A 25182-nucleotide genomic window follows, 5' to 3' on the forward strand; every position below is an offset into this window, starting at 1 on the left:
ACTTGGGTTCGGGGCGGTGACCACGCCGGGAACATACGCCAAATGTCCCGAATGTCCCACCCCTTGATCTCTTCGTGAGCGCCGACGTCCTCGTCCGTCGGCCGGTACGCGGCGCGACGGCGCTGCGCGGCGGCCGGAGCTGGCGCCCCACTCCGTACCAGGCGGCCGCCTTCCTGTTCTTCCTCGCCATGTCGCTGGCGTACTGGGCGGTCCCGCTGTGCTGCGACGCGGGCCAGCACGCGGCGGTCGTCGAGCGCCTGAAGGCCGACCTGCTGGATCCCCGGCACCCGATGGCCGACCTGCCCGGCGCGGGCAGCGCGTACTACTCGCCGTACGCCCTCGCGCAGGGCGTGTTCGCGCGGCTGACGGGGCTGGGCGGCTGGGAGGTCGTGCGGCTCGCCGGGCCGCTGAACCTGCTGGTGCTGCTGACCGGGCTGAACCGCTTCGTGCGGGTGCTGAGCCCCCGGCCCTGGGCGCCGGTGCTGGCGCTGGGCGCGATGACGCTGCTGTGGGGCACCGAGCGGGCCTGGTGGAGCGGCTACCTCGGCCTGATGTCGATGACGGGCAACCTCGGCTACCCGTCGACTTTCGCCATCGGGCTCACCTTCTGGGCCTGGGCGCTGACCGGGGCGCGGGCGCGGGACGGGCGCCGGGTTCGGTACGTGGGCCCGAGCGGGCTGCGCGGACTGCCCGGGTACGCGGGCCTCGGCGCCCTGTACGGGCTGGTCCTGCTGATCCACCCGATCACCTCGGTGGCCGCCGTGCTGGGCTCGGTGGCGCTGGTGGCGGGGTGGCAGCGGGGGCTGCGCGGACCGGTCGTCGGGCGCTGGGCGCTGGCGGGCGCGGTGGCGGTGGCGACGGCGGCGCTGTGGCCGTACTTCGACGTGTTCGCGCTGGCCGGCGACGGCAGCGTGGACGCGATGCACCGGGTGCTCTACCTGGACCTGCCCGGCCAGTTCTGGCTGGGGCTGCTGGGACTGCCGGCGCTGTGGGCGCGCGGGCGCCGCTCGGCGCGGGACCCGCTGGTGCTGATGTTCGCGCTGGACTGCGCGGTGGTGGCGTACGGCTGGTGCACCGGGCACTACACCTACGGCCGGATCCTCGGGCTCTCACTGGTGCCGGCCCAGTTCGCCCTGGCGGTGGAGCTGGCGGCGCCCCGGCCGTGGGGGCGGTGGCGCGGGGCGCTGGGCGCGGCGGCGGCCGCGGGGGCGGTGGCGGGGTTCCTCACGGTGCACGCGGGGGCGGTGGTGCCCCGGGCGCTGGACCCGGTCGGCTTCGAGCAGCCGCCCGACTGGCCCGACTACGCGTGGGCGGCCCGGCACATCGGCCCCGGCGAGGTCGTGATCACCGACGGCTACTACGCGGGCCACGCCATCGCCGGGTACGGGCCGAACCTCGCGGCCCCCGCCTGGCCCGACCCGGCGCTGGACGAGCGGCAACGGGCACGGCGGACGGCCGACGTCCGGGCGTACCTCGCGCCCGCGTCGACGCCCGCCGAGCGCGCCGCCGTCGTCCGCCGGTACGACGTCCGCTGGCTGCTGCTGACCCGCTGGCACCCGGTGCCGGAGGAGGCGGTCGTGGTGGCCTGGAGCGGGCGCACGGGCGAGGTCCTGGCGCGGGTGGGGTGAGCGGGGGTGCCGCCGACCGGACTACTCGATGACCAGCTCGACCGGGATGTTGCCCCGGGTGGCGTTGGAGTAGGGGCAGACCTGGTGGGCCTGCTCGACCAGCTTGCGGCCGGTCTCCTGGTCGAGGCCCTCGGGCAGCTCGACGCGGAGGGTGACGGCGAGCGCGAAGCCCTCGCCCTGCTTGCCGATGCCGACCTCGGCGGTCACGGCGGCCTCGCTGACGTCGACCTTGGCCTGCCGGCCGACGACGCCGAGCGCGCTGCCGAAGCAGGCGGCGTACCCGGCGGCGAACAGCTGCTCGGGGTTGGTGCCCTTGCCGTCGCCGCCCATCTCGACGGGGGCGCTGAGCGCGAGGTCGAGCTTGTTGTCCGAGCTGACGGCGCGGCCCTCGCGACCGTGGGTGGCGGTGGCGGCGGCGGTGTAGAGCGCGTCCATGGGAAACCCGTCCCTCTCACTGGGGTGTGTCGCTCGCGGCGACCTCTGACGCCGACAAGTAGAGCACGCAACTCGAACGTGCGCAACTAAGTTGCGCGCAACTTAATGACGTCCGGTCGGCTACCCTGGAACGCATGACCACGCCCGCGACCGACTGGCTCCGCCTGGACCAGCAGATCTGCTTCTCCCTGAACGCCGCGTCCCGCGCCTTCGGGGGCGTCTACCGCGTGGTGCTCAAGGACCTGGGGCTCACCTATCCGCAGTACCTGGTGCTGCTGGTGCTGTGGGAGCACGGGGAGCTGCCCGTGAAGCGGCTCGGCGAGCACCTGCGGCTGGACTCCGGCACGCTCTCGCCGCTGCTCAAGCGGCTGGAGGCGGCCGGGCTGGTCCGGCGGGAGCGCAGCGCGCGCGACGAGCGGTCGGTGGAGGTGCGGCTGACCCCGGAGGGCGCCGCGCTGCGCGAGCGGGCCGCCGAGGTGCCGCGCCGGATCGCCGCGGCCACGGGGCTGGACGTGACGGAGGTCCAGGATCTGCGCGACCGGCTGGAACGGCTCACCGCGGCCCTCGACGCATACGGCACCGACCCGGCCCCGGCCCCCTCCTGAGGGGTGCGGGCGCCCGCCGGGCGCCGGGATGAAGGATCATGTCCACCCAGGACCACGGTCCACCCAGGACCACTCACGAGGGGACGGCCGAAGATGACCTGGCTGATCACCGGCGGCGCCGGATACATCGGGGCGCACGTCGTACGGGCGATGACCGAGGCGGGCGAGCGGGCGGTGGTGTACGACGACCTGTCCACCGGCATCGCCGACCGCGTGCCCGACGGCGTCCCCCTGGTGGTGGGCTCGGTCCTGGACGGCGAGCGGGTCGCCCGCGCCCTGGTCGACCACTCCGTCACCGGCGTCGTGCACCTGGCCGCGAAGAAGCAGGTCGGCGAGTCGGTGGACCTGCCGCTGCACTACTACCGGGAGAACGTCGAGGGGCTGCGCGTGCTGCTCGACGCGGTCACGGCGGCCGGGGTCCCCTCCTTCGTCTTCTCCTCCTCCGCCGCCGTGTACGGCATGCCGGACGTCGACCTGGTGACGGAGGAGACCCCGTGCGCGCCCATGTCGCCGTACGGCGAGACCAAGCTGGCCGGCGAGTGGCTGGTCCGCGCCACCGGCCGGGCGTCCGGGCTGTCCACGGCCTCCCTGCGCTACTTCAACGTCGCGGGCGCGGCGAGCCCCGACCTCGCCGACACCGGCGTCTACAACCTCGTCCCGATGGTCTTCGAGAAGCTGACCGAGGGCGCCGCCCCGCGCGTCTTCGGCGACGACTACGCGACCCCGGACGGCACCTGCGTCCGCGACTACATCCACGTCGTCGACCTGGCCGAGGCGCACGTCGCCGCGGCCCGCGCCCTCCAGTCCTCGCCGGGCCGGGCGCTCACCCTCAACATCGGCCGGGGCGAGGGCGTCTCCGTCCGCGAGATGATCGACCGCATCAACGCCCTCACCGGCCACGACCACCCCCCGACGGTCACCCCCCGCCGCCCCGGCGACCCGGCCCGCGTCGTCGCCTCGGCCGACCGCGCCGCCGTCGAACTGGGCTGGAAGGCCAAATACGACGTCGAGGACATGATCACGTCGGCGTGGTCGGGCTGGGTCCGCCTGCACCCGGAGGCGGCCCGGGACTGAGCGGGCCCGCCCGTCGGCCCCAAGCCGGCCCGCCGCCCCTGCTCCGTCCAGTACTCCCGGCCCTCAGAGCGCCCGCAGCCCCGCCGCCGTCGCCCGGGCCAGGGCCGCCAGGTGGCCCTTCGGCAGCTTCGGGCTGCGGATGACCACCGCGCGCCAGTACAGCGGGCCCGAGATCAGGTCGAGGGCCAGGTCGGTGTCGAGAGCGGCGGCCAGCTCGCCCCGCTCCGTCGCCGCCGCGAGGATGCTGCTGGCGACGGAGTCCTGCCCCTCCCGCAGCGTCTTGCGCAGCGCCTCGGCGATCTCGGCGTTGCGCGCCGCCTCCGCCTGGAGGTCGGGGATGATCTGCGAGGCCAGCGGGTGGCGCAGGGCCCGGGAGGTCACCTCGTACAGCAGCCGCAGGTCGCCCTCCAGCGAGCCCGTGTCGGGTGCGGGCAGGCCCTGCACGGCCAGCGCCGAGACGAGGTCGAGCACCAGGTGCAGCTTGGAGCGCCAGCGCCGGTAGACGGCGGTCTTGCCGACCCCCGCGCGGCGCGCGATCCCCTCGATGGACATCCGCGCGTAGCCCACCGCGGCCAGCTCCTCGAAGACCGCCGCCCGGATCGCCTCCGTCACGTCCTCGCGGAGCACGGCCGCCCCGGCGGGGGCCCGGCGGCGGCGCGGGCGCGGCTGGGGCTCGTCGGCGGCGTCGGTCGTCATGCCGGACAGCATAGGGCGTCACGACGAAACGGTTGCGTTCCGGCGTCAGCACGCCGTACGCTCCCGTTACGACGATACGGTCCCGTCCCGACGTCAATGAACGCCTCGCGACGTCCGGGTGAACGACGGGAATCGCCTCCACCCCCCGAGCGAAAGCAGCGCGGATGTGAGTCAGGTCCTCGACACACCGCCCCCCACGGCGGCCGCGGCCGCCCCCGCCGAACACGACCTCGCGGCCCTCGCCGCCCGCCACGGTCTGTCGGTCAGCGGCGCCCGCCCCTCCCTGCCCACGTACGTCCGGCAACTGTGGGCCCGCCGGCACTTCATCGGCGCCTTCTCCACCGCCAAGCTCACCGCCCAGTACAGCCAGGCCAAGCTCGGCCAGGTCTGGCAGGTGATGACGCCCCTGCTCAACGCGGCGGTGTACTACTTCATCTTCGGCATGCTGATGAACACCAGCCACGGGGTGGAGGACTTCGTCCCGTTCCTGGTGACCGGCGTGTTCGTGTGGACCTTCACGCAGAGTTCGATCATGGCGGGCACCCGGGCCATATCCGGCAACCTCGGCCTCGTCCGCGCCCTGCACTTCCCGAGGGCGGCGCTGCCGGTCTCCTTCTGCCTCCAGCAGCTCCAGCAGCTGATGTTCTCGATGGCCGCCCTCGTGGTCATCCTGCTCGCGTTCGGCGTGCCGCCCGGCCCCTCCTGGCTGCTGGCGGTCCCGGCGCTGGTGCTTCAGTTCGTGTTCAACGCGGGCGTGGCGCTGGTCATGGCCCGGGTGGGGTCGAAGATCCCGGACATGGCCCAGCTGATGCCCTTCCTGCTGCGCACCTGGATGTACGCCTCCGGCGTCATGTTCAGCATCCACCACATGACCGGCCCCGACAGCGACCTGCCCTCCTGGGTCGGCCCGCTGCTCCAGGTCAACCCGGCCGTCGTCTACATCGACCTGATGCGCTTCGCCCTGATCGACAGCTTCGGCGGGGACATGCTGCCGAGCCACGTGTGGGCGATGGCCCTGGGCTGGGCCCTGGTCGCCGGGATCGGCGGCTTCATCTACTTCTGGAAGGCCGAGGAGACCTACGGTCGTGGCTGACAACACCCCCGCAGAGCGCGTCCCCACCGTCGTCGTCGACGGCGTCGACATCGTGTACCGGGTCAACGGCACCGGGGCGGGCCGCGGTTCCGCGACCGCCGCCCTCAACCGCATCCTGCGCCGCAAGAAGAGCGAGAAGGCGTCGGGCGTGCGCCGGGTGCACGCGGTGAAGAACGTGTCCTTCGTGGCGTACCGCGGCGAGGCGATCGGCCTGATCGGCACCAACGGGTCCGGCAAGTCGACGCTGCTCAAGGCGGTCGCCGGGCTGCTCCCGGTGGAGAACGGCCGCATCCACACCGACGGCCAGCCCTCGCTGCTCGGCGTGAACGCCGCCCTGATGAACGACCTCACCGGCGAGCGCAACGTGTACCTCGGCGGCCTGGCGATGGGCATGTCCCGCGCGCAGATCAAGGAGCGCTACCAGGACATCGTCGACTTCTCCGGGATCAACGACAAGGGCGACTTCATCACCCTTCCGATGCGCACGTACTCCTCCGGCATGTCCGCCCGCCTGCGCTTCTCGATCGCCGCCGCCAAGGACCACGACGTGCTGCTGGTCGACGAGGCCCTGGCCACCGGCGACCGCTCCTTCCAGAAGCGCTCCGAGGAGCGCATCCGGGAGCTGCGCAAGCACGCCGGCACGGTCTTCCTGGTCAGCCACAGCAACAAGTCCATCCGCGACACCTGCGACCGGGTGCTGTGGCTGGAGCGCGGCGAGCTGCGGATGGACGGGCCGACGGAGGAGGTCCTGAAGGAGTACGAGAAGTTCACCGGCGGCCCGGACAAGGCCGCGAAGCCCAAGGCCGCCCCCAAGGCCGCACCGAAGCCCGCGGCCGGGGCGGACTCCGACGCAAAGGCGGCCCCCGGCACGAAGGTGTCCGCCTGACGGTGCGCCGGGCCGGGGCCGTCCCCCGGTAGGCGTACCCACGATTAACCCTTTTGCCCGTTTAGTGCCACTATGACCGAACAGATACGACCCGAGGAGCGCGCCGGAAGCGACCACGACCGAGGAGACCAAGGAGTCCCCGCGATGTCCGAGACCCCCGACCTCAGCGTCGTCGTCCACGGCCCCAACGTGCAGGACCACCTGCCCGCGCTCCTCGACTCCCTGGCCTCACACCCGCTCCCCGGCACGGAGGTGATCGTCGCCGCCGTCGGGGACTGGGCCCGGGAGGCGGCCGAGCGGCACACCCCGGCGTTCACCGTGGTCCCCCTGCCCGACGGTGCCCGCGACTCGGCGGCCCGCTCGGCGGGGGCGGCACGGGCGACGGGCCGCTGGCTGCACTTCGTCCACGCCAAGGACGGGCTGCCGCCCGGCGCCCCGCGCACCGTCGCCGAGCACACCGCCGGCCTCCCCGGCACGGTGGACGTCCTCCTCCTCGACCACGTCCGCAGCACCTGGCGGGCCGCCGGCCTCCCCTCCCCCGACGGCCCCCGCCTCGCCCGCGCGGGCCGCGCCGACCTCGCCCTGGACGACCGCCCCGCGCTGCTCGGGCTGGCCCCGCTGCTCGGCAACCGTGCCGTGCGCGCCGGCTTCTGGCGGACCCACGAACGCCTCCTCACCACGGACGACGAGCCGTTCGCCGCCCTCGTCGCCCTGCTGCTCGCCGACCGCGTCGCCTGCCTGCCCCACCCGGCCTACGAGGAGCGCCGGCTGCGCCCCGAGAGCCTGCCGCCCGTGACGCCGGAGCAGCGCTACGCCCTGGTCGACCGCTACGAGACGCTGCTCGGCCTCGCCGCCGACCGGCCCGCCGTCCGCGGCGCCCTGTACGACCTGATGGTCCGCGACTGCCTGCGCACCTTCGCCCGCGCGGGGATGCCGGACGACGTGGCGCGGCAGTTCTTCCGCAGGGCGTCCTCGGCCGTGCGGCGCCTGCGCCCCGAGGAGCACCGGAGCCCCGCCGGCCTCGAAGGCGTACGCCGCTCGCTGCTGGCGGACGGCGCGTACCGCAAGTACCGCGCGCTCCAGGCCGCCAACCACGGCCGCCGCGGGGTGCGGTCGGCGGTGCGCACCGGCAGGCGCCTGGCCGGCAACCGGCTGCGCACCCTCCAGTACCGCCGCGCCCTGGCCCGCCCCGTCGACCCGCACCTCGCCGTCTTCTCGGCCTACTGGGCGCGCGGCGTGGCCTGCAACCCGGCCGCGATCGCCGCGAAGCTGGCCGAACTCGCCCCGAGCATCCACCCGGTGTGGGTGGTCACCGCGGCGAACGCCGCCCTGCTGCCGCCCGGCACCGACCACGTCGTCCCCGGCACCCGCCGCTACTGGGAGGTGCTGGCCCGCGCCAAGTACCTGGTCAACAACGTCAACTTCCCGGACGCGGTCGTCAAGCGCCCCGGCACCGTGCACCTCCAGACCCACCACGGCACCCCGCTCAAGCGCATGGGCCTGGACCAGCTGCCCTACCCGGCCGCCGCCCGGGGCCTGGACTTCCCGGCGCTGCTGGAGCGCGTCGACCGGTGGGACTTCAGCGTCTCCGCCAACGGCCACACCACCCGCATGTGGCAGCGGGCCTACCCGTCCCGCCACGTGTCGCTGGACCACGGCTACCCGCGCAACGACGTCTACTACACGGCCGGCGCCGCCGAGGTCCGCGCGGTCCGCGAGCGCCTGGGCATCCCGCCCGGCCGCCGGGCGATCCTCTACGCCCCCACCCACCGCGACTACGAGGCCGGCTGGACCCCGCGCCTCGACCTGGCGGCACTCGCCGCCGACCTCGGCGAAGAAACGGTTCTGCTGGTCCGCGCCCACTACTTCTACGAGGGCGCGTCCGCCCCGTCTGCCCCGCTGGCCGGTCTGCGCCGCACCGGCCGGCTCCTCGACGTCTCCTCCTACGAACCCGTCGAGGAGCTGTGCCTGGCCGCCGACGCGCTGGTCACGGACTACTCGTCGATCATGTTCGACTACGCCAACCTGGACCGCCCGATCGTCGTCCACGCCGACGACTGGGAGACGTACCGCACCACCCGGGGCGTCTACTTCGACCTGATGGCCGAGGCGCCCGGCCCGGTCGCCCGCAGCCAGGCGGAACTGACGGAGATCCTCACCACCGACGCCTGGCACGACGAACGCGCCGCCAAAGCCCGGACCGCCTTCCGGCGCCGGTTCTGCGAGTACGACGACGGCCGCGCCGCCGAACGCGTCGTCCGCCGGGTCTTCCTCGGCGAGGACGCACGGGCGCTGCCCCCGGTCCTGCCGGTCGAGGAACGCACCCCGGCGCCCAGTCCCGAGGAGGCCACCGCGTCATGAGAGCCGTCACGCGCCCCGTCACGAACCCGGCCGCGGGCCCGCCGGCCGCCCCCGCGTCCCCGGACGCCCCCGACGTCACCGTCACGGTCATCGTCTACAACGACGCCGAGCGCCTGCCCCGCGCGGTCGCGTCCGTGCTGCGCCAGACCCACGCCAACATCGAGGTCGTCATCAGCGACGACCACTCGACCGACGCCACCCCCGAGGTGGCCCGCGCGCTGGCGGCCCGTGACCCCCGCGTCGTGTACCTGCGGCTGCCGGAGAACAGCGGCGGGTGCAGCGCGCCGCGCAACCGCGCCCTGGAGATCGCGCGGGCGCCGTACCTGATGTTCCTGGACAGCGACGACGAACTCCCCGAGCGCGCCGTCGAGACCCTGCTCGCCGCCCACCGGGAACGCGACCTCGACTTCGCGATGGGCGCCGTGCACCGGATCCGGGTGGACGGCGGACGCCGCACCACCTGGATGCCGCACCTGGTCGCCGAGCGCCGCACCCTGGACGGCATCGAGGCCGACCCGCGGCTGCTCTTCGAGCACCTGTCGACCAGCAAGATGTACGCCCGCGCCTTCCTCGACCGGCACGGCCTGCGCTTCCCCGAGGGCATCCACTACGAGGACCAGCTCTTCTCGGCGCAGGCGTACTGCCTGGCCAGGACGTTCACCGTGGTGCCCGAGCCGGTCTACCGCTGGTACGTCGCCCCGTACGCCGCCTCCGAGACCGCCTCCATCTCCAACCAGCGGCACCTGCTCACCAACGTCCGCGACCGGGTCCACGTCCAGCGGCTCATCGACGCCTTCCTCGTCCGCAGCGGGCACGCGTCGCTGCGCGAGGACAAGGACTTCAAGTTCCTCAAGCACGACTTCCGCATGTACGCCGGCGACCTCCCCTACCGGGACGACGACTGGCTCGCCGCCTTCGCCGACCTCATGACCCCCTACCTCGACACCCTCGCCGAGGGCGCGTACGCCCGCCTGCCCCGCGCCGAGCGGGTCGTCCTCCAACTGCTGCGCGAGCGGCGCCTGTCCGACGTGCGCGTGGCCGCCCGCGGCCTGGGACACGCCGTGGCGCCGCGCCGGGTGACGCCGGACGAGGGGAGCGGCCGGACCTACTGGGGCGAGGAGGTCCCCGCCTCGGCCGAGGCGCGCCGCGAGCTGGACCTGACGGAACTGGAGCTGGACACCCGCCCGTTCTTCACCGCACTGCTCCGGCACGAGATCACCGACGTGGTGCGCGGGCCCGGTGCGTCGCTCGACCTCACCGTCCGCACCTACGACCCGGCCCTGCGCCTGCCGGTCGGCCCCCAGCGCGCCACCCTGCACCTCTCCCCCGGCCGCCGGCGGCGGCTCACGGTCCCCTTCCGGCTCTCCCCGGTCCGTCCCGGTCTCTTCGAGGGCCGGGTACGCCTGGACCTGGCGGCGGTCCGTCTGCCCCTGCACGGCTTCGAGGGCCTGCGCCATCCCGTGCTCCGGCTGCGCCTCCAGGGCCGCGTCCACACGGGCATCCTCCTGGCGCCCCTGCGCTTCCCGCCCCTCACCGCCCGCGTCCCCTACCGCGCCGGCGCCACCCCCCACCGGGTCACGGTGGAACCGGAGGGCCACAACCCCGGGCGCCTCCAGATCCACTGGCAACCGACGGGCCTCACGGCAACCGTCCTGTCCCCCACGGCCCACCGCCTCTCCACCCCCCACACCCGCCGAGCGGCTCGCTTGGCGGCGAACATCTTCCGCTGACAGCTCCAGCAACACCGACCTGAGCTGCGGGCAGTCGTGCCGCTGGGGCGGCACGGGTGGGCGGTGGGGGTCCCCCCGCTCGAGCGAAGCCGAGAGCGGGGGAGGCACCCCGTCACGCCGGGCTGCGACACCCACCCCGGCCCACCTCACCGCCGGGCACCCGACCAACACCCGTCCCGCCAAGACCCGCTCACCCCACCACCGCGTACAACACCCACCCACCCGGCCCCCGCCGAACCACCCGCAACCCCTCATCCCCCCGAACCCCAACCCCCCGGTCAACAACCCACCGCACCCCGTACTCCCGCTCAATCCCCCTCCGCACACTCCCCGACACCCCCTCCACCCCCACCGAGAAGTACCGCCGCACCGCCCCCACCCGCTCCCCCTCGTCATCGAGGAAGAAGTCGGTGTACCCCGGCGCCACCGTGTACGCCCCGGTCGCCGGAATCAGCCGCGACGGAAACTCCCGCGCCATGACCACGTCCCCGTACCCCACCCACGGCGTGATCCAGCCGTACCCCTCCCACGGCTCCCGGTACTTCTCCGCCAGCACCCCCGGCAACGCCTCCCGCCCGACCGCGTACCCCAGCACCCCCACCTGCCCCCACGCCCCCACCACCAGCGCCACCCCCAGCACCCCCGCCCACACCCCCCGCACCACCCGCCGCCCAGCCTCCCCCACCTCCACCGCCACCGCGAGCTGCGCCGGAATCACCGCGGCCGGCAGCACCCGCCCCCACGACCAGTGCCCGCTCACCCAGCCCGCCGCGAACACCAGCAGCCCCAGCGCGAAGAACAGCACCAGTACGTCCCGCCGGTCTCGCCGCCACCGCACCACCAGCGCCGCCACCCCCACCAGCACCAGCCAGTACCGCGCCCACAGGTCCCGGTACAGCGACCGGTGCACCTCGTCCATCCCGTCCCCCGCGCCGAACAGCGCGAAGATGTCGTAGTAGGGCCAGACCCACAGCACCGCCACCCCCAGCGCCAGGCCGCCCGCCACCCGGGCCCACACCCGCCGCCCGGCGTGCCGCGCGCCGATCACGACGGCGAGCGCGCCCAACGACGCGACGATCCCGGAGTACTGATGGACCAGCAGGATCACGGCCCACAGCACCCCGCACCCCAGCCAGGCCCCCCACCCCCGCGCCCGCGTCAGCCACGTCCACAGGTGGAAGGCGAGCCCGAGGGCGAGCACGCTCGGGTACGCCACCGTCAGCGCGAGCGAGTGCAGCCCGAGGAAACCGCTCCAGCTGAACTCGGTCGTCCCCCACAGCAGCACCAGGGCCAGCAGGGCCAGCGGGGGCACCGCGGGCCGCGCGCTCAGCGTGCGGGCGTACCGCCACACCCCCGTGACCAGCACCGCGAGCGACACCACCGCCCCGATCCGCAGCACCGTGAAGACGGAGAACCCGGTCACCCCGGCCAGCCATCCCAGCGGCACCGTCCACGGCGAGTAGTACGGGCTCGGGGTGTCCGCGTCGACCAGCGGGTTGCCCGGGTGGAGGAGGTCGTGGCGGAGGCGCTGGAGGGTGGCCGCGTGCATGCCCAGGTCGCCGATCCAGGGCAGCCGCACGACCACGAGGACCAGCAGGAGGAGGACGAGGGCCGCCCCGGCCTGCGGCAGCACGGTACGCGTCAGCGCGGAACGCCCGGTCACGCGATCACCTTATCCGGACATACCACCACAAGGGGACATGAAAGCGCCCCGAGTCCCTGGGACCCGGGGCGCCTCTCGTGCCCGGTCGGCCGGCTACGGCACGACCGTGGCGGTGATCGTGACCGTGACCGTCAGCCGTGCGTGCGCAGCAGCGTCCGCATCGTCCGCATCGCCACCGACAGGTTGGACAGGTCGAACGCGTCCGAACCGTGGATCTCCTCCAGCGTGGTCCGCGCCCGGCCGAGGATCGCCGCGTTCTTCTGCTCCCACGCCTTGAAGCGCTGCTCCGGCGTGGAGGTGCCGTTGCCCGCCGCCAGGACGTCGGCGGTGAGCGAGGCGTGGGCCGCGTACAGGTCCTCGCGGATCGCCGCGCGGGCCATGGACTGCCAGCGGTCGGTCCGGGGCAGGGCGCTGATCCGGTCCATCAGCTGGGTGACGCTCAGCCGGTCGGCGAGGTCGTAGTACACCTCGGCGACCTCTAGCGCCTCCTTGCCCATGCGGTCGGCCACCGACACGATGTCCAGCGTCGGGAAGGCCGAGGAGAACCCGGCCACCCGGGTGGCCGTCTCGTCCGGGACACCGGCGTCGGTCAGCTCGTCGAAGATGCGCTGGTACCACTCCGCGTCCGCGCCGCGCAGCAGCTTCGGCAGCTGCGACCAGACCTGCTCGACGCGCTCGGCGAAGAACTCCACCGTCTCGGCCAGCTCCAGCGGCTGCGGCCGGTTGTTCAGCAGCCAGCGGGTGCCCCGCTCGACCAGGCGACGCGAGTGCAGCCGGATCCGGGTCTGCACGGCGGCGTCGACCTTGGTGTCCAGGGCCTCGACCGCGTCCCACACCGGGGCGGATCGGAAGATCGCCCGGGCCGCGGTCTGCGCCCGCACGATCTCCTCCAGCGAGGCGCCGGTCTCCTCGCGCATCCGGTGCAGATACGTCGTACCGCCCGTGTTGACCGTGTCGTTGACCAGGACGGTCGTCGTGATCTCGCGGCGCAGCGGGTGGCCGTCGATCCGGTCGAGGAACTGCTCGCGCAGCGCCGTCGGGAAGTAGGCGTGCAGCAGGCCCTTGAGGTACGGGTCGTCGGGCAGCGAGGTGTGCAGCAGCTCCTCGGCGACGGTGATCTTCGTGTACGCCAGCAGCACGGCGGTCTCCGGGCCGGTCAGGCCCTGGCCGCTCTGGAGGCGCTCGCGGATCTGGCGGTCGGTGGGCAGGAACTCCAGCGCCCGGTCGAGCCGCCCGTCCCGGACCAGGTGGCGCATGAAGCGCTGCTGGGCGTGGAGCATGTCGTTGGACTGGGCGAGCGCGTTGGCGATCGCCGTGTTCTGCGCGTAGTTGTTGCGCAGGACCAGCGCGCCGACCTCGTCGGTCATCTGGGCGAGCAGCTTGTTGCGCTGCTTGACGGTCATGTCGCCGTCCTTGACCAGGCCGGTGAGCAGGATCTTGATGTTCACCTCGTGGTCGGAGGTGTCCACGCCCGCGCTGTTGTCGATGGCGTCGGTGTTGATCCTGCCGCCGGTGCGGGCGAACTCGATCCGGCCCAGCTGGGTCAGGCCCAGGTTGCCGCCCTCGCCGACGACCTGGACGCGCAGGTCGCCGCCGTCGACGCGGATGGCGTCGTTGGCCTTGTCGCCGACGTCCGCGTTGGACTCGGTGGAGGCCTTGACGTAGGTGCCGATGCCGCCGTTCCACAGCAGGTCGACCGGGGAGGTGAGGATCGCCTTCATCAGCTCGGCCGGGGTCATCTTGGTGACCCGGGCCTCGATGCCGAGCGCCTCGCGCAGGTGCGCGTTGACCGGGATCGACTTGGCGGTGCGCGGGAAGACGCCGCCGCCGGGCGAGAGGAGCGCGGTGTCGTAGTCCTCCCACGAGGAGCGCGGCAGGTCGAACAGGCGCCGGCGCTCGGCGTAGGAGGTGGCCGCGTCCGGCGTCGGGTCGATGAAGATGTGCCGGTGGTCGAAGGCCGCGACCAGGCGGATGTGCTCGCTGAGCAGCATGCCGTTGCCGAACACGTCGCCGGACATGTCGCCGATGCCGACGACGGTGAAGTCCTGGGTCTGGGTGTCCACGCCCAGCTCCAGGAAGTGCCGCTTGACGGACTCCCAGGCGCCGCGGGCGGTGATGCCCATGCCCTTGTGGTCGTAGCCCGCGGAGCCGCCGGAGGCGAAGGCGTCGCCGAGCCAGAAGTTGTAGGACTCGGCGACCTCGTTGGCGATGTCCGAGAACTTCGCGGTGCCCTTGTCGGCGGCGACCACGAGGTAGGTGTCGTCCTCGTCGTGCCGGACGACGTCCGCCGGGTGCACGACCTCGCCGGCCACCATGTTGTCGGTGATGTCGAGCAGCGCCGAGATGAACGTCTTGTAGCTGGCGATGCCCTCGGCCATCCAGGCGTCCCGGTCGACCGCCGGGTCGGGCAGCTGCTTGGCGACGAAGCCGCCCTTGGCGCCGACCGGCACGATGACGGTGTTCTTCACCATCTGCGCCTTGACCAGGCCGAGGATCTCGGTGCGGAAGTCCTCCCGGCGGTCCGACCAGCGCAGGCCGCCGCGCGCGACCTTGCCGAACCGCAGGTGCACGCCCTCGACCCGGGGCGAGTACACCCAGATCTCGAACGCCGGGCGCGGCGCGGGCAGGTCGGGGATGGCCTGCGGGTCGAACTTCATGGAGACGTAGTCGTGCGGCTTGCCGCCCGCCGCCTCCTGGAAGAAGTTGGTCCGCAGCGTCGCCTTGATCACGGTGAGGAAGGACCGCAGGATCCGGTCCTCGTCGAGGCTCGCCACCTGGTCGAGGGCCGCGTCGACCTCTTCGAGCAGGGCGTCCACGATCTCCCGCCCGGCGCGCTGGCGCTCGGGGGCCATCCGCGCCTCGAACAGGGAGACGAGCAGCCGCGTAGTGTGGACGTTGTTGCGGAGGGTGTCCTCCATGTAGTCCTGGCTGAACGTCGAGCCGGCCTGCCGCAGGTACTTGGCGTACGCCCGCAGCACCATGGCCTGGCGCCAGTTCAGTCCGGCGCTGAGCACGAGGGCGTTGAAGCCGTCGTTCTCCGCCTGGGCGTTCCAGGTGGCGGCGAAGGCGTCCTGGAAGCGCTCGCGGGCGTCGTCGCCGAGGTAGTCGGCGCCGCCGGCCACCGACTTCGGCATCCGCAGGCCGAAGTCGTAGATCCAGGCCGTGGTGCGGTCGGCGCAGCGCAGCTCGTAGGGCCGCTCGTCGGTCACCTCGACGCCGAGCCGGCTGAGCACCGGGAGGACGGCGGACAGGGAGACCGTGCCGCCCTTCTGGTAGATCTTGAAACGCCGTTCCTCCGGGCCGGCGCCGACCGGCTCGTAGAGGCTCAGCGCGAAGGTGTTCTGGTCGTCGAGGCGCTCCAGGTGGCCGAGGTCGGCGACCGCGGAGCGCGGGCCGTGGTCGGCCTTGTAGCCCTCGGGGAAGGCGCCCCCGTAGTGCCGCAGCAGCTCGGCGGCGCGCTCCTCGCCGACCTCGGCGGTCAGCGCCTCGCCGAATCCGTCGGCCCAGGACCGGGCGGCCTCGACGAGGCGGGTCTCGATGCGCTCCCGGTCGGCGTCGGAGAGCTGCGGCAGCTCGGTGCCCTGCGGCACCCGGACCACGAAGTGCAGCCGGGACAGGATCGACTCGGTGTTCCAGGCGGTGAAGTCGACGCTGGTGCCGCCCAGCTCCTCCTTGAGGATGTCGATGATCCGCAGCCGGACGCCGGTGGTGTAGCGGTCGCGCGGGAGGTAGACGAGCGCCGAGTAGTAGCGGCCGTACTCGTCCTGGCGCAGGTAGAGGCGGAGCCGGCGGCGCTCCTGGAGGTAGAGCACCGAGGTGACGATCGGCTCCAGCTCCTCGACGGGCATCTGGAACATCTCGTCGCGCGGGTACGTCTCCAGGATCTGGAGCAGGTCCCGGCCGTCGTGGCTGTTGGGCGAGAACCCGGCGCGCTCCAGCACCTCCTCCACCTTGCGCCGCACGACCGGCACCCGGCGGACGGACTCGGTGTAGGCCGCCGAGGAGAACAGGCCGAGGAAGCGCCGCTCGCCGACGACGTCGCCGTTCTCGTCGAACTTCTTGACGCCGACGTAGTCGAGGTACGAGGGCCGGTGGACGGTGGCCCGGCTGTTCGCCTTGGTCAGCACCAGCAGCCGGTGCTCGCGCGCCTTGGCCCGGGCGTCGGCGGGGAGCCGCTCGAAGGACGGGCTGACGGGGTGGCTCTCGTCGGTCTCGTGGTGCGGGTCGGAGCGCAGGATGCCGAGGCCGGTGCCGGCGACGGCGGCGAGGGAGTCGTCCTCGCGCAGCTCGTACTCGCGGAAGCCGAGGAAGGTGAAGTGGTCGTCGGCCAGCCAGCGCAGCAGCTCGCGGGCCTCCTCCAGCTCCCGCGGGGGCAGGTCGCCGGGGGTGTGCTCGCCGGGCAGCTCCTCCGCGATGCGGACGGCCGCGTCGCGCATCTTGCCCCAGTCCTCGACGGTCTCGCGGACGTCGTTGAGGACGCGCAGCAGGTCGGCGGTGATCTGCTTGAGGTCGCTGCGGTCGGTCTCGCGGTCGATCTCGACGTGGATCCAGGACTCGACGTGCGCGTCGTGCGGGAGGTCGGCGGTGGGCCCGCCCGCGAGCACCTCGACCAGCTTGCCGGCGACGTCGCGCCGCACGACGACCTGCGGGTGGACGACGACGTGGATGCCGCGGCCCTGGCGGGTCAGCTCGTTGGTGACGGAGTCGACGAGGAAGGGCATGTCGTCGGTGACGACCTCGACCACGGAGTGGCTGCACGTCCAGCCGTTCTCCTCGACCGTCGGGGTGTGCACCCGGACGTTGGCCGTGCCCTGCGGGCGGTTCTCGGCCAGCCGGTAGTGCGAGACGGCGGCTCCGAAGACGTCGACCGGGTCGCGGTCGGCCAGGTCCTCCGGGGCGGTGTGCCGGTAGTAGCGCCGGAGGAACGCGAACACGGATGCGTGGTCCGGGGACGCGGTGCCCGGGGTGTCCGGGCTGCCCTTGTCCGTCGTCCCAGTCGGTAGGTGCCCCCCGACCGGGCTGTTCTCAGCTACCCGCGCAGCCCTTTCGAGCAGCTCGGCCTTGGCTTCGTCCAGCTTGGTCTGCATTGTCCTCTGGCTCCTGTCGCGCGCCGTTGCGTGACGTTGAAGGAAGTACGGTCTCCTGCCTTCCGGCACGACGTCGAGACGCGGGGTGTCCGGTCTGCTCCGACGCTATGCCGCAAGATGAGAGGAGCGGGGGCATATCGGCCAATGTCGCCGCACCGACCGGATGTGACATCGCTCTCGCCGTCATCGTCCGGGGTGTGTGCGGCGTCGTGCGGGGAGCCCTCGGCGCCCCGTCCCGCCCGCGAGGACCAGCGACCGCCGCCCGGACACGGATGTGGTCCGTGCATACCGGGCGCAGGGCAGGGGCACCGGTGCCCCCGCGAACTATCGCGCTGATCACGCCACAAGGCTATCGCCCCCGACGGGGCCCCCGTCACGAGCCGCATGTGTACAAAACCATGCCCGGAACTTGGACGTTCCGCACAGCTGCGGACGCCGGGCCGACGCGGCCCGCGGGCTCAGGACGACAGCCGCTCCGCCTCCGCCACGGCCTCCGCAAGCGTGTCCACCACGGGCACCCCGGCCCCCTCCAGGCTGGCTCTGCTGTGCGACCCCCCGGTGTACAGCACCGCCCCGGCGCCCACGTACCGCGCGGCCACCGCGTCGTCCGCGGCGTCCCCGATCACGACCGTCCGCGCGGGCTTCACCCCGGAGACGGCCAGTTCCTCGAGATGGCGCACCATGTGCTCCGCCTTGCTGCCCCCGGAGGGCCCGGTCCGTCCGTCGACGCGTATGAAGTGCGCCCCGATCCCGAGCCCCTGGACCAGCGGGACCAGCTCCTCGTGGCCGTACATGCTCAGGATCGACTGGCTCCGCCCCGCCGCGCCCCAGCCCGCGAGCAGCTCGGCCGCCCCGTCGGTGAGCCCGCACGCCGCGCGGTGCCGGGTGTAGTGCCGGTGGAAGGTGGCGTCCATGACCTCCCACTCGGCCTCCGTGGGCAGCCGGCCGAGCAGCCGCTCGTAGAACTTCGGCACCGGTACGCAGTACAGCGCCCGGTACTGCTCCATCGTGATCGGCGTCATGCCCAGCTCGGCGAAGGCGGCGTTCGTCGCCCCGATGATCGCGTCGTTGTCGTGGAACAGCGTCCCGTTCCAGTCCCAGACGATGTGCGCCCCTGTCTGCGTCCCCATGCCCGAAAACGTACCCGTCGCCACTGACAAACGGCAGACCGCCGGGTCAGCGCCCGGCTTCGACCAGGTTCGGGATCTCCTGCGTGGCGTACCAGAGCAGCTCGTGGTCGTCGGCGCCGTCGACGACGGACCGGGCGGCGTCGTCCCCGCCGTCGGCCGCCGCGAGGGCCTCGGCGGCCGCGCTCACGTCCGCGAGCGCGTCGGCGGAGTCCACGTGCACCGCCGCCGCCTTGGCCAGCCGCAGCGGCCCGGCGACCCGCACCTCGCCCGGCGCGGCGTCCTCGGACTCCCCGGCCGGGCCGGCGGAGACCGCGCCGTCGGACACGTCGAGGGCGACCACGACCCGGCGCCGGTCCGCGTCGGAGCCGGCAGCCAGCAGCCGCAGCGAGGCCTGCGCGGCCAGCCCCAGGGCGGCGTACTCCAGTTCCTCCGTGTCGTCCGACCGGTACCAGTCGCGCAGCGCCGGCGTGACGGCGTGGGCGAGGAGCGGCCCGGTCCCCAGCTCTCCGGTCCGGTGCGCCTCGGCGAGGCCGGACAGGGTCAGGGGGACGTAGACGCGCATGGGACCGCCGCTTTCGGGTCGGGGGCTTTCGGGCCCGAGGAGCCCCGGAGGAGCCCTCGGAGGAGCCCCGGAGGAGCCCCGAGGGAGCCCGGAGGGGTCTTCAGGATACGTGCGGGTGTCCCCTTTCGGGTTCCCGCCCAGGGCGCCCCGGGCGTCCACCTCCGGCCCGGAATTCACCCGCCCCGCCCGCTCCGCACCGGCCCGGGCATGGGCCCGGTCACCCTGATAGGTGAACCTTCCGGCTCCCTCGGCGCGACCGCCCGCCTCCTTGCCGTGCGGTGCCCCGACCCCGTACAAGATCCCCAACCACTAAGTTACTGCTCGGTATCAACCGGGCCGCCGCCGAACGGGATCCCCCATGCGCAAGGTCATGACCAGGACTCAGACCCGCCCCAGCAGCCCTCCCCCGCCCGCCCCCGAGGCCCTGCCGGACCCCGGAGCCGCGTCCCGGGCACCCGGCGGTCTCCCGCCCCGCCGGCCCGGCGGGCGGCCCGTGCGCACCGCGCCGTCCGGCGGGCGCCCGCCGGGCTCCCCCGGCCGTTCCTCACGGGCCCGCACCAGGCCGGCGGACACCCGCCCGCCCACGGCGGGACAGGGCCCCGGCCGGGCACCCGGAACGGCGCCGCTCCAGCCGGGCGCCCACCGGCCCGCCCCGGCCGCCTCGGCGCCTCGCGCGACACTGCCGCTGCCGCCCCTCACCGCACCGTCCGCCGCGCCCCTGGTCCCCACCCAGACCCCGCGCCGCCCCGTCCCGCAGATCCGCCCCACGGACCGCTTCGCCGAGCTGCTCCTCCACGTGCTCAGCGGCCGGCGCCCGGTCCACTCGATGCTCCGCCACACCGTCGGCCGCGCCTACGACGACCTGGCCCACCTCGCCGAGCGGGGCCCGCTGCGCACCCGCGGCGCCCTTCCGGTGGTCCGGGACATCGGCTACTTCGAGCCCCGCCCCGGCGCCCTGGAGGTCTTCGCCCGCATCGGCGCGGGCGACCAGCTGCGCGCGATGGCCTTCCGGCTGGAACAGGGCCGGGACCTGCGCTGGCGCTGCACGGCGGTGGAACTCGGCGGCCCCCGCAGGACCCACGCGGACGACGACTGACGGCGACCGCGACGCCCTTCCACCGCCCGCGTCCGCCCCGCGCGGGAGCGCGGACACGCCGGAGGGCCGGCCACCACGGGTGACCGGCCCTCCCCTCGGCACGAGCGCCCCGCGGCGCCGCGCCGTCACTTCTTGCGGCGACGACCGCCCTTGGCCTGCTTGCGGCGCTCGGCGCGCGTCAGCCCGTCGGACTGGGCCGCCGCGGACTCGCCGTCGGTGGAGAAGTCACCCTCGACGACACCGCCCTCGCCGTCCACGGTCGGCGCGGAGAAGTGCAGGTCCCGGCGCTGCGGGGCGTCGAGGCCCTTGGCGCGGATCTCCGGGCGGGCGCCCGCCTGGGCCGGGACCGCGTCCTGCGCGCCCTTGTCCAGGGACGGAGCCGTGTCCTCGACCGGAACCTCCTCGACCTGCTGCTCGACCTGGACCTCCAGGTTGAACAGGTAGCCGACGGACTCCTCCTTGATGCCCTCCATCATGGCCTGGAACATGTCGAAGCCCTCGCGCTGGTACTCGACCAGCGGGTCCTTCTGCGCCATGGCGCGCAGGCCGATGCCCTCCTGGAGGTAGTCCATCTCGTAGAGGTGCTCGCGCCACTTGCGGTCCAGGACCGACAGCACGACCCGGCGCTCCAGCTCGCGCATGATCTCGGAGCCGAGCTGCGTCTCACGCGCCTCGTACTGCTCCTGGATGTCGTCCTTGATGGACTCCTCGATGTAGTCCGCCGTCAGGCCGGCCCGGTCGCCGGCCGCCTCCTCCAGCTCCTCGACGGTGACCTTCACCGGGTAGAGCTGCTTGAAGGCGCCCCACAGCCGGTCGAGGTCCCAGTCCTCGGGGAAGCCCTCGGCGGTCTCGGCCTGGACGTAGGCGTCGATCGTGTCGTTCATGAAGTGCTGGATCTGCTCCTGGAGGTCCTCGCCCTCCAGGACGCGGCGCCGCTCGCCGTAGATGACCTCGCGCTGCCGGTTGAGGACCTCGTCGTACTTCAGGACGTTCTTGCGCGTCTCGAAGTTCTGGGTCTCGACCTGGGACTGGGCGGACGCGATCGCGCGCGTGACCATCTTGTTCTCGATCGGCACGTCGTCCGGCACGTTCGCCATGGACATCACGCGCTCGACCATCTGGGCCTTGAACAGGCGCATCAGGTCGTCGCCCAGGGAGAGGTAGAAGCGGGACTCGCCGGGGTCGCCCTGGCGGCCGGAACGACCGCGCAGCTGGTTGTCGATACGGCGCGACTCGTGCCGCTCGGTGCCCAGCACGTAGAGCCCGCCGAGGTCCTTGACCTCCTCGAACTCGGCCTTGACCGCCTGCTCGGCCCGCTCCAGAGCGGCGGGCAGGGCCGCGGCCCACTCCTCGATGTGCTCCTCGGGGTCGAGGCCGCGCTGGCGCAGCTCCGCCTCGGCGAGGTCCTCGGGGTTGCCGCCGAGCTTGATGTCCGTACCGCGGCCGGCCATGTTCGTGGCCACCGTCACGGAGCCCTTGCGGCCCGCCTGGGCGACGATCGTCGCCTCCCGGTCGTGCTGCTTGGCGTTGAGCACCTCGTGCTGGACGCCGCGCTTGCTGAGCTGCTGCGAGAGGTACTCGGACTTCTCGACGGAGGTGGTGCCGACGAGGATCGGCTGCCCCTTGCGGTGCTTCTCCTCGATGTCGTCGACGACGGCCTCGAACTTGGCGACCTCGGTGCGGTAGATCAGGTCCGACTGGTCCTTGCGCACCATCGGCCGGTTGGTCGGGATGGGCACCACGCCGAGCTTGTAGATCTGGTGGAACTCGGCGGCCTCGGTCATGGCCGTACCGGTCATGCCGGAGAGACCGGGCTGTTCCTTGTCGTCGTGGTCGTGGCGCTTGTAGAGGCGGAAGAAGTTCTGGAGGGTGATCGTGGCGAGCGTCTGGTTCTCGTCCTTGATGTCCACCCCCTCCTTCGCCTCGATCGCCTGGTGCATGCCCTCGTTGTAGCGGCGGCCGGCGAGGATACGGCCGGTGTGCTCGTCGACGATCATGACTTCGCCGTCCAGGACGACGTAGTCCTTGTCCTTCTTGAACAGCTCCTTGGCCTTGATGGCGTTGTTCAGGTAGCCGACCAGCGGGGTGTTCACCGACTCGTAGAGGTTGTCGATGCCCAGCCAGTCCTCGACCTTGGCGACGCCCGACTCGTGGATGGCGACGGTGCGCTTCTTCTCGTCGACCTCGTAGTCACCGGTTTCCTCGATGCCCTTGAGGGTGTTGCCCGCCTCGCCCTTCTTCAGGCGGGTGACCAGCTTGGCGAAGTCGCCGTACCACTTGGTGGCCTGGTCGGCCGGGCCGGAGATGATCAGCGGCGTACGGGCCTCGTCGACGAGGATGGAGTCGACCTCGTCGACGATGGCGAAGTTGTGGCCGCGCTGGACGAGTTCGTCCTTGGACCACGCCATGTTGTCGCGCAGGTAGTCGAAGCCGAACTCGTTGTTCGTGCCGTAGGTGATGTCGCAGCGGTACATCTCGCGGCGCTGGGCCGGCGTCTGGTTGGCGAGGATGCAGCCGACGTTCAGGCCGAGGAACTTGTGGACGCGGCCCATCATCTCGGAGTCGCGCTCGGCCAGGTAGTCGTTGACCGTGACGATGTGCACGCCCTCGCCGGACAGGGCGTTGAGGTAGGCGGGCAGGGTGCCGACGAGGGTCTTGCCCTCACCGGTCTTCATCTCGGCCACGTAGCCCATGTGCAGCGCGGCGCCGCCCATGATCTGCACGTCGTAGTGGCGCTGGCCCAGGACGCGCTTGGCGGCCTCGCGGACGGTGGCGAAGGCCTCGGGCAGCAGGTCGTCCAGGGTCTCACCGTCGGCGTAGCGCTGCTTGTACTCGTCGGTGAGGGCCCGCAGCTCGGCGTCGGAGAGGTCGCGGAAGTCCTCTTCGATGGAGTTGACCTGGTCCGCGATGCGGTGCAGCTTGCGCAGGATCTTGCCTTCGCCTGCACGCATGATCTTCGAGAGGACGGACACGGGGGTTGGTCTCCTTGCCGGTCGGGCCTGGGACGGTCGGTTTCCTGTCACGGACTGAGCAACGGCCATCGTATGCGAGGACCCCGCCACCCCGGGAGGCCTGCCGTGACGGGACCGTCCACTCCTTGCATCGGGCTTCGACGTCTGACGTCACCGGGTTCAACGTCCGGGCCCCGCGGATGGTGCCGCACCCCCCGGTGAATTGAGTGGAACGTGACCGCTTGTTCACGCAGGGCAAAAAGATGGCGCCGGTCACGGGAGCCCGCCAGAATCGGCCGATGGAACCCGTCACCCTCACCACGGAACGCCTGGTCCTGCGCGCGCCCGGCCCCCAGGACACGGACGCCGTGTACACCGCCTGCCAGGACCCCGACATCCAGCGCTGGACCACGATCCCCTCGCCCTACCTCCCGGAGCACGCACGGGGCTTCACGGAGCAGATGGTTCCGGACGGCTGGGCGAACGGCTCCATGTTCACCTTCGGCCTCTTCCTGCCCGCCGGGGACCTGGTGGGCATGATCGGGGTCACGATGATCTCCCTGGGCGCCGGTGAGCTGGGGTTCTGGGCCGCCAAGGAGTTCCGCGGCCGGGGCTACACCACGGAGGCCTCCCTCGCGGTGGCCCGCTGGGCGTTCACCGAGCGGGCGATCGACCGCCTGGAGTGGCGCGCCGAGGCCGGCCACACGGCCTCCCGCGCGGTGGCCCTTCGCGCGGGGTTCACCATGGAGGGCACCCTGCGCTCCGCGGTCGGCAACAAGGGCGTGCGCCGGGACTGCTGGATCGGCTCCCTGCTCCCCTCGGACCTCGCCCTCCCGTCGACGGCCCCCTACCTGCCGGCACGCGACCAGGAGCCGCCCGCCGCCTAGCGGCACGGGCCCCGCTGTCAGTCCCACCCCTTATGGTGCGGACGTATGACGACCCTCCCGCGCCCCGCGACGGAACTGTCCGCAGACGAGGCCCGCCGCATCGCCCTCCGCGCACAGGGGTTCCTCGGCGCGCCCGACCGCCGCGCGGGCGTCCGCGGCGTCCTCAGACACCTGGGCGCGGTGCAGCTGGACACCATCTCGGTCCTCGCCCGCTCGCACGAACTCATCCCGTACGCCCGCCTCGGCGCGGTCGGCCGCGGGACCGTCGAGGCCGCCTACTGGAAGCCTGTCTCCGTGGGCGCGCCTCCGGCACGACCGCACGCCTTCGAGTACTGGTCGCACGCCGCCTGCATCCTCCCCATCGAGGAGTGGCCCCACTTCGCCTTCCGCCGCCGCGCCTACCGCGGCCGCCCGCACTGGAACCACGACCTCCCCGAGGGCACCTACGAGCAGGTCGTCAAGCAGCTGCGCACCGAGGGCCCGCTCACGGCAACGGACCTGGGCGGCGCGAAGCGGACCAGCGAGTGGTGGGACTGGTCGGGCACCAAGGTCGCCGTCGAGCGCGCGCTGATGTACGGCGAGGTGGTCTGCGTGGAGCGCCGGGGCTGGAAGCGGGTGTACGACCTCGCGGAGCGCGCCGTCCCGGCCGCGCTGCTCCATGACGACCTGGACGACGCCGAGTGCCTGCGCCGCCTGGTCCGCCTGGCGGGTGAGGCCCTGGGCGTGGGCACGCGCGCGGACATCGCGGACTATCACCGCGTCAAGGCCGAGCAGGTCGACGCGGTGATCGCCGACTCGGGTCTGGTGCCGGTCACGGTGGCAGGCTGGTCCAAGCCGGCCTGGGCCGACCCCGCGGCCCTCGAGACCGTCCCGCGCGGCCGGCACCGCACCACGCTGCTCTCGCCGTTCGACTCCCTGATCTGGGAACGGGCGCGCACGGAGCGGATCTTCGGCTTCACCCACCGCCTGGAGGCCTACGTCCCCAAGCCCAAGCGGGTGCACGGCTACTTCGCCATGCCGGTGCTGGCGGGCGGCCGGCTCGTGGGCCGCGTGGACCCGGCGCGCGAGGGACGCACGCTGGTCGCCAAGCAGGTCCGGCTGGACGGCGTCAAGGCCGCCCCGGCGGTGGCCCAGGCGCTGGTGGAGGCGGCGGGCTGGGTCGACTGCACGGACGTCCGGGTGGAGCGCGTCGACACCCAGCAGGAGCGGGCGGCCCTGACGGCGGAGCTGGCCCGCCTGCTCGCCTGACCGAGCGGCCCGGATCCCAGGAGTAGGCCCGCGTGAAGCGTGGCTGCGGC

General features: G+C 72.9%; 17 protein-coding genes. 10 read left to right on the forward strand and 7 right to left on the reverse strand.

Annotated features, from left to right (window positions below; translation table 11 throughout):
* Positions 1–74 precede the first annotated feature (74 nt).
* Positions 75–1628, forward strand: a complete 1554-nt coding sequence (locus IE108_RS12035; RefSeq protein ID WP_064728191.1) for a hypothetical protein — start codon at positions 75–77, stop codon at positions 1626–1628.
* Positions 1629–1649: 21 nt separating this feature from the next.
* Here the strand turns inward: IE108_RS12035 and IE108_RS12040 are convergent, their stop codons facing one another.
* Positions 1650–2063 carry an organic hydroperoxide resistance protein gene (locus IE108_RS12040; protein WP_064728192.1) on the reverse strand — a complete coding sequence of 138 codons (414 nt, stop codon included), beginning with the start codon at positions 2061–2063 and terminating at the stop codon, positions 1650–1652.
* A 134-nt stretch (positions 2064–2197) separates the two neighbouring features.
* On the opposite strand from IE108_RS12040, the gene IE108_RS12045 reads away from it, so the two are divergent.
* Both IE108_RS12045 and galE read left to right on the forward strand, forming a co-directional pair.
* Positions 2198–2668 (forward strand): MarR family winged helix-turn-helix transcriptional regulator, encoded by a 471-nt coding sequence (locus IE108_RS12045; RefSeq protein WP_064728193.1) that lies wholly within the window; start codon positions 2198–2200, stop codon positions 2666–2668.
* 93 nt (positions 2669–2761) lie between these two features.
* Complete coding sequence (gene galE / locus IE108_RS12050; protein ID WP_064728194.1) at positions 2762–3742, forward strand: UDP-glucose 4-epimerase GalE; 981 nt, start codon at positions 2762–2764, stop codon at positions 3740–3742.
* Between the two features lie 63 nt (positions 3743–3805).
* On the opposite strand, the gene IE108_RS12055 is transcribed toward galE, so the two are convergent.
* Complete coding sequence (locus tag IE108_RS12055; RefSeq protein WP_064731791.1) at positions 3806–4438, reverse strand: TetR/AcrR family transcriptional regulator; 633 nt, start codon at positions 4436–4438, stop codon at positions 3806–3808.
* 166 nt (positions 4439–4604) lie between these two features.
* Here IE108_RS12055 and IE108_RS12060 point away from each other — a divergent pair, with 166 nt between their 5' ends.
* From IE108_RS12060 to IE108_RS12075, 4 genes are all read left to right on the forward strand, one after another.
* On the forward strand, positions 4605–5531 hold the full coding sequence (locus tag IE108_RS12060) for an ABC transporter permease (RefSeq protein ID WP_064728195.1): 927 nt from the start codon (positions 4605–4607) through the stop codon (positions 5529–5531).
* Entirely contained in the window at positions 5524–6417 is an 894-nt protein-coding gene (locus tag IE108_RS12065) for an ABC transporter ATP-binding protein (RefSeq protein ID WP_064728196.1), read from the forward strand. Before IE108_RS12060 ends, IE108_RS12065 begins: the two co-directional genes overlap by 8 nt.
* Before the next feature lie 144 nt (positions 6418–6561).
* Positions 6562–8778 carry a CDP-glycerol glycerophosphotransferase family protein gene (locus IE108_RS12070; protein WP_064728197.1) on the forward strand — a complete coding sequence of 739 codons (2217 nt, stop codon included), beginning with the start codon at positions 6562–6564 and terminating at the stop codon, positions 8776–8778.
* Positions 8775–10508: a glycosyltransferase family 2 protein gene (locus tag IE108_RS12075; protein ID WP_064728198.1), complete on the forward strand. Its 1734-nt coding sequence runs from the start codon at positions 8775–8777 to the stop codon at positions 10506–10508. The genes IE108_RS12070 and IE108_RS12075 overlap by 4 nt, the downstream gene beginning before the upstream one ends.
* Before the next feature lie 190 nt (positions 10509–10698).
* Here the strand turns inward: IE108_RS12075 and IE108_RS12080 are convergent, their stop codons facing one another.
* The 4 genes from IE108_RS12080 to IE108_RS12095 all read right to left on the reverse strand — a co-directional run bounded on the left by IE108_RS12080 (position 10699) and on the right by IE108_RS12095 (position 18950).
* The gene (locus IE108_RS12080) at positions 10699–12171 is read right to left on the reverse strand and encodes a putative glycosyltransferase family protein (protein WP_229851776.1); all 1473 of its coding nucleotides are present in this window, start codon (positions 12169–12171) and stop codon (positions 10699–10701) included.
* A 131-nt stretch (positions 12172–12302) separates the two neighbouring features.
* Entirely contained in the window at positions 12303–17258 is a 4956-nt protein-coding gene (locus IE108_RS12085) for an NAD-glutamate dehydrogenase (protein ID WP_064728199.1), read from the reverse strand.
* Positions 17259–17716: 458 nt separating this feature from the next.
* The gene (locus tag IE108_RS12090) at positions 17717–18388 is read right to left on the reverse strand and encodes an HAD family hydrolase (protein WP_064728200.1); all 672 of its coding nucleotides are present in this window, start codon (positions 18386–18388) and stop codon (positions 17717–17719) included.
* Between the two features lie 46 nt (positions 18389–18434).
* On the reverse strand, positions 18435–18950 hold the full coding sequence (locus IE108_RS12095) for a DUF6912 family protein (RefSeq protein ID WP_064728201.1): 516 nt from the start codon (positions 18948–18950) through the stop codon (positions 18435–18437).
* 358 nt (positions 18951–19308) lie between these two features.
* Here IE108_RS12095 and IE108_RS12100 point away from each other — a divergent pair, with 358 nt between their 5' ends.
* A complete protein-coding gene (locus tag IE108_RS12100) occupies positions 19309–20046 on the forward strand; it encodes an Rv3235 family protein (RefSeq protein ID WP_064728202.1) in 738 nt (245 codons plus the stop codon).
* A 125-nt stretch (positions 20047–20171) separates the two neighbouring features.
* On the opposite strand, the gene secA is transcribed toward IE108_RS12100, so the two are convergent.
* The gene (gene secA, locus IE108_RS12105) at positions 20172–23018 is read right to left on the reverse strand and encodes a preprotein translocase subunit SecA (RefSeq protein WP_064728203.1); all 2847 of its coding nucleotides are present in this window, start codon (positions 23016–23018) and stop codon (positions 20172–20174) included.
* Positions 23019–23296: 278 nt separating this feature from the next.
* Between secA and IE108_RS12110 the strand changes: the two genes are divergently transcribed.
* Together IE108_RS12110 and IE108_RS12115 are read left to right on the forward strand one after the other, a co-directional pair.
* The gene (locus IE108_RS12110) at positions 23297–23884 is read left to right on the forward strand and encodes a GNAT family N-acetyltransferase (RefSeq protein ID WP_064728204.1); all 588 of its coding nucleotides are present in this window, start codon (positions 23297–23299) and stop codon (positions 23882–23884) included.
* A gap of 45 nt (positions 23885–23929) precedes the next feature.
* Positions 23930–25132 carry a winged helix-turn-helix domain-containing protein gene (locus IE108_RS12115; protein WP_064728205.1) on the forward strand — a complete coding sequence of 401 codons (1203 nt, stop codon included), beginning with the start codon at positions 23930–23932 and terminating at the stop codon, positions 25130–25132.
* Positions 25133–25182 lie beyond the last annotated feature (50 nt).

This window comes from Streptomyces parvulus, assembly GCF_014648855.1.
Classification (GTDB): Bacteria; Actinomycetota; Actinomycetes; order Streptomycetales; family Streptomycetaceae; genus Streptomyces; species Streptomyces parvulus.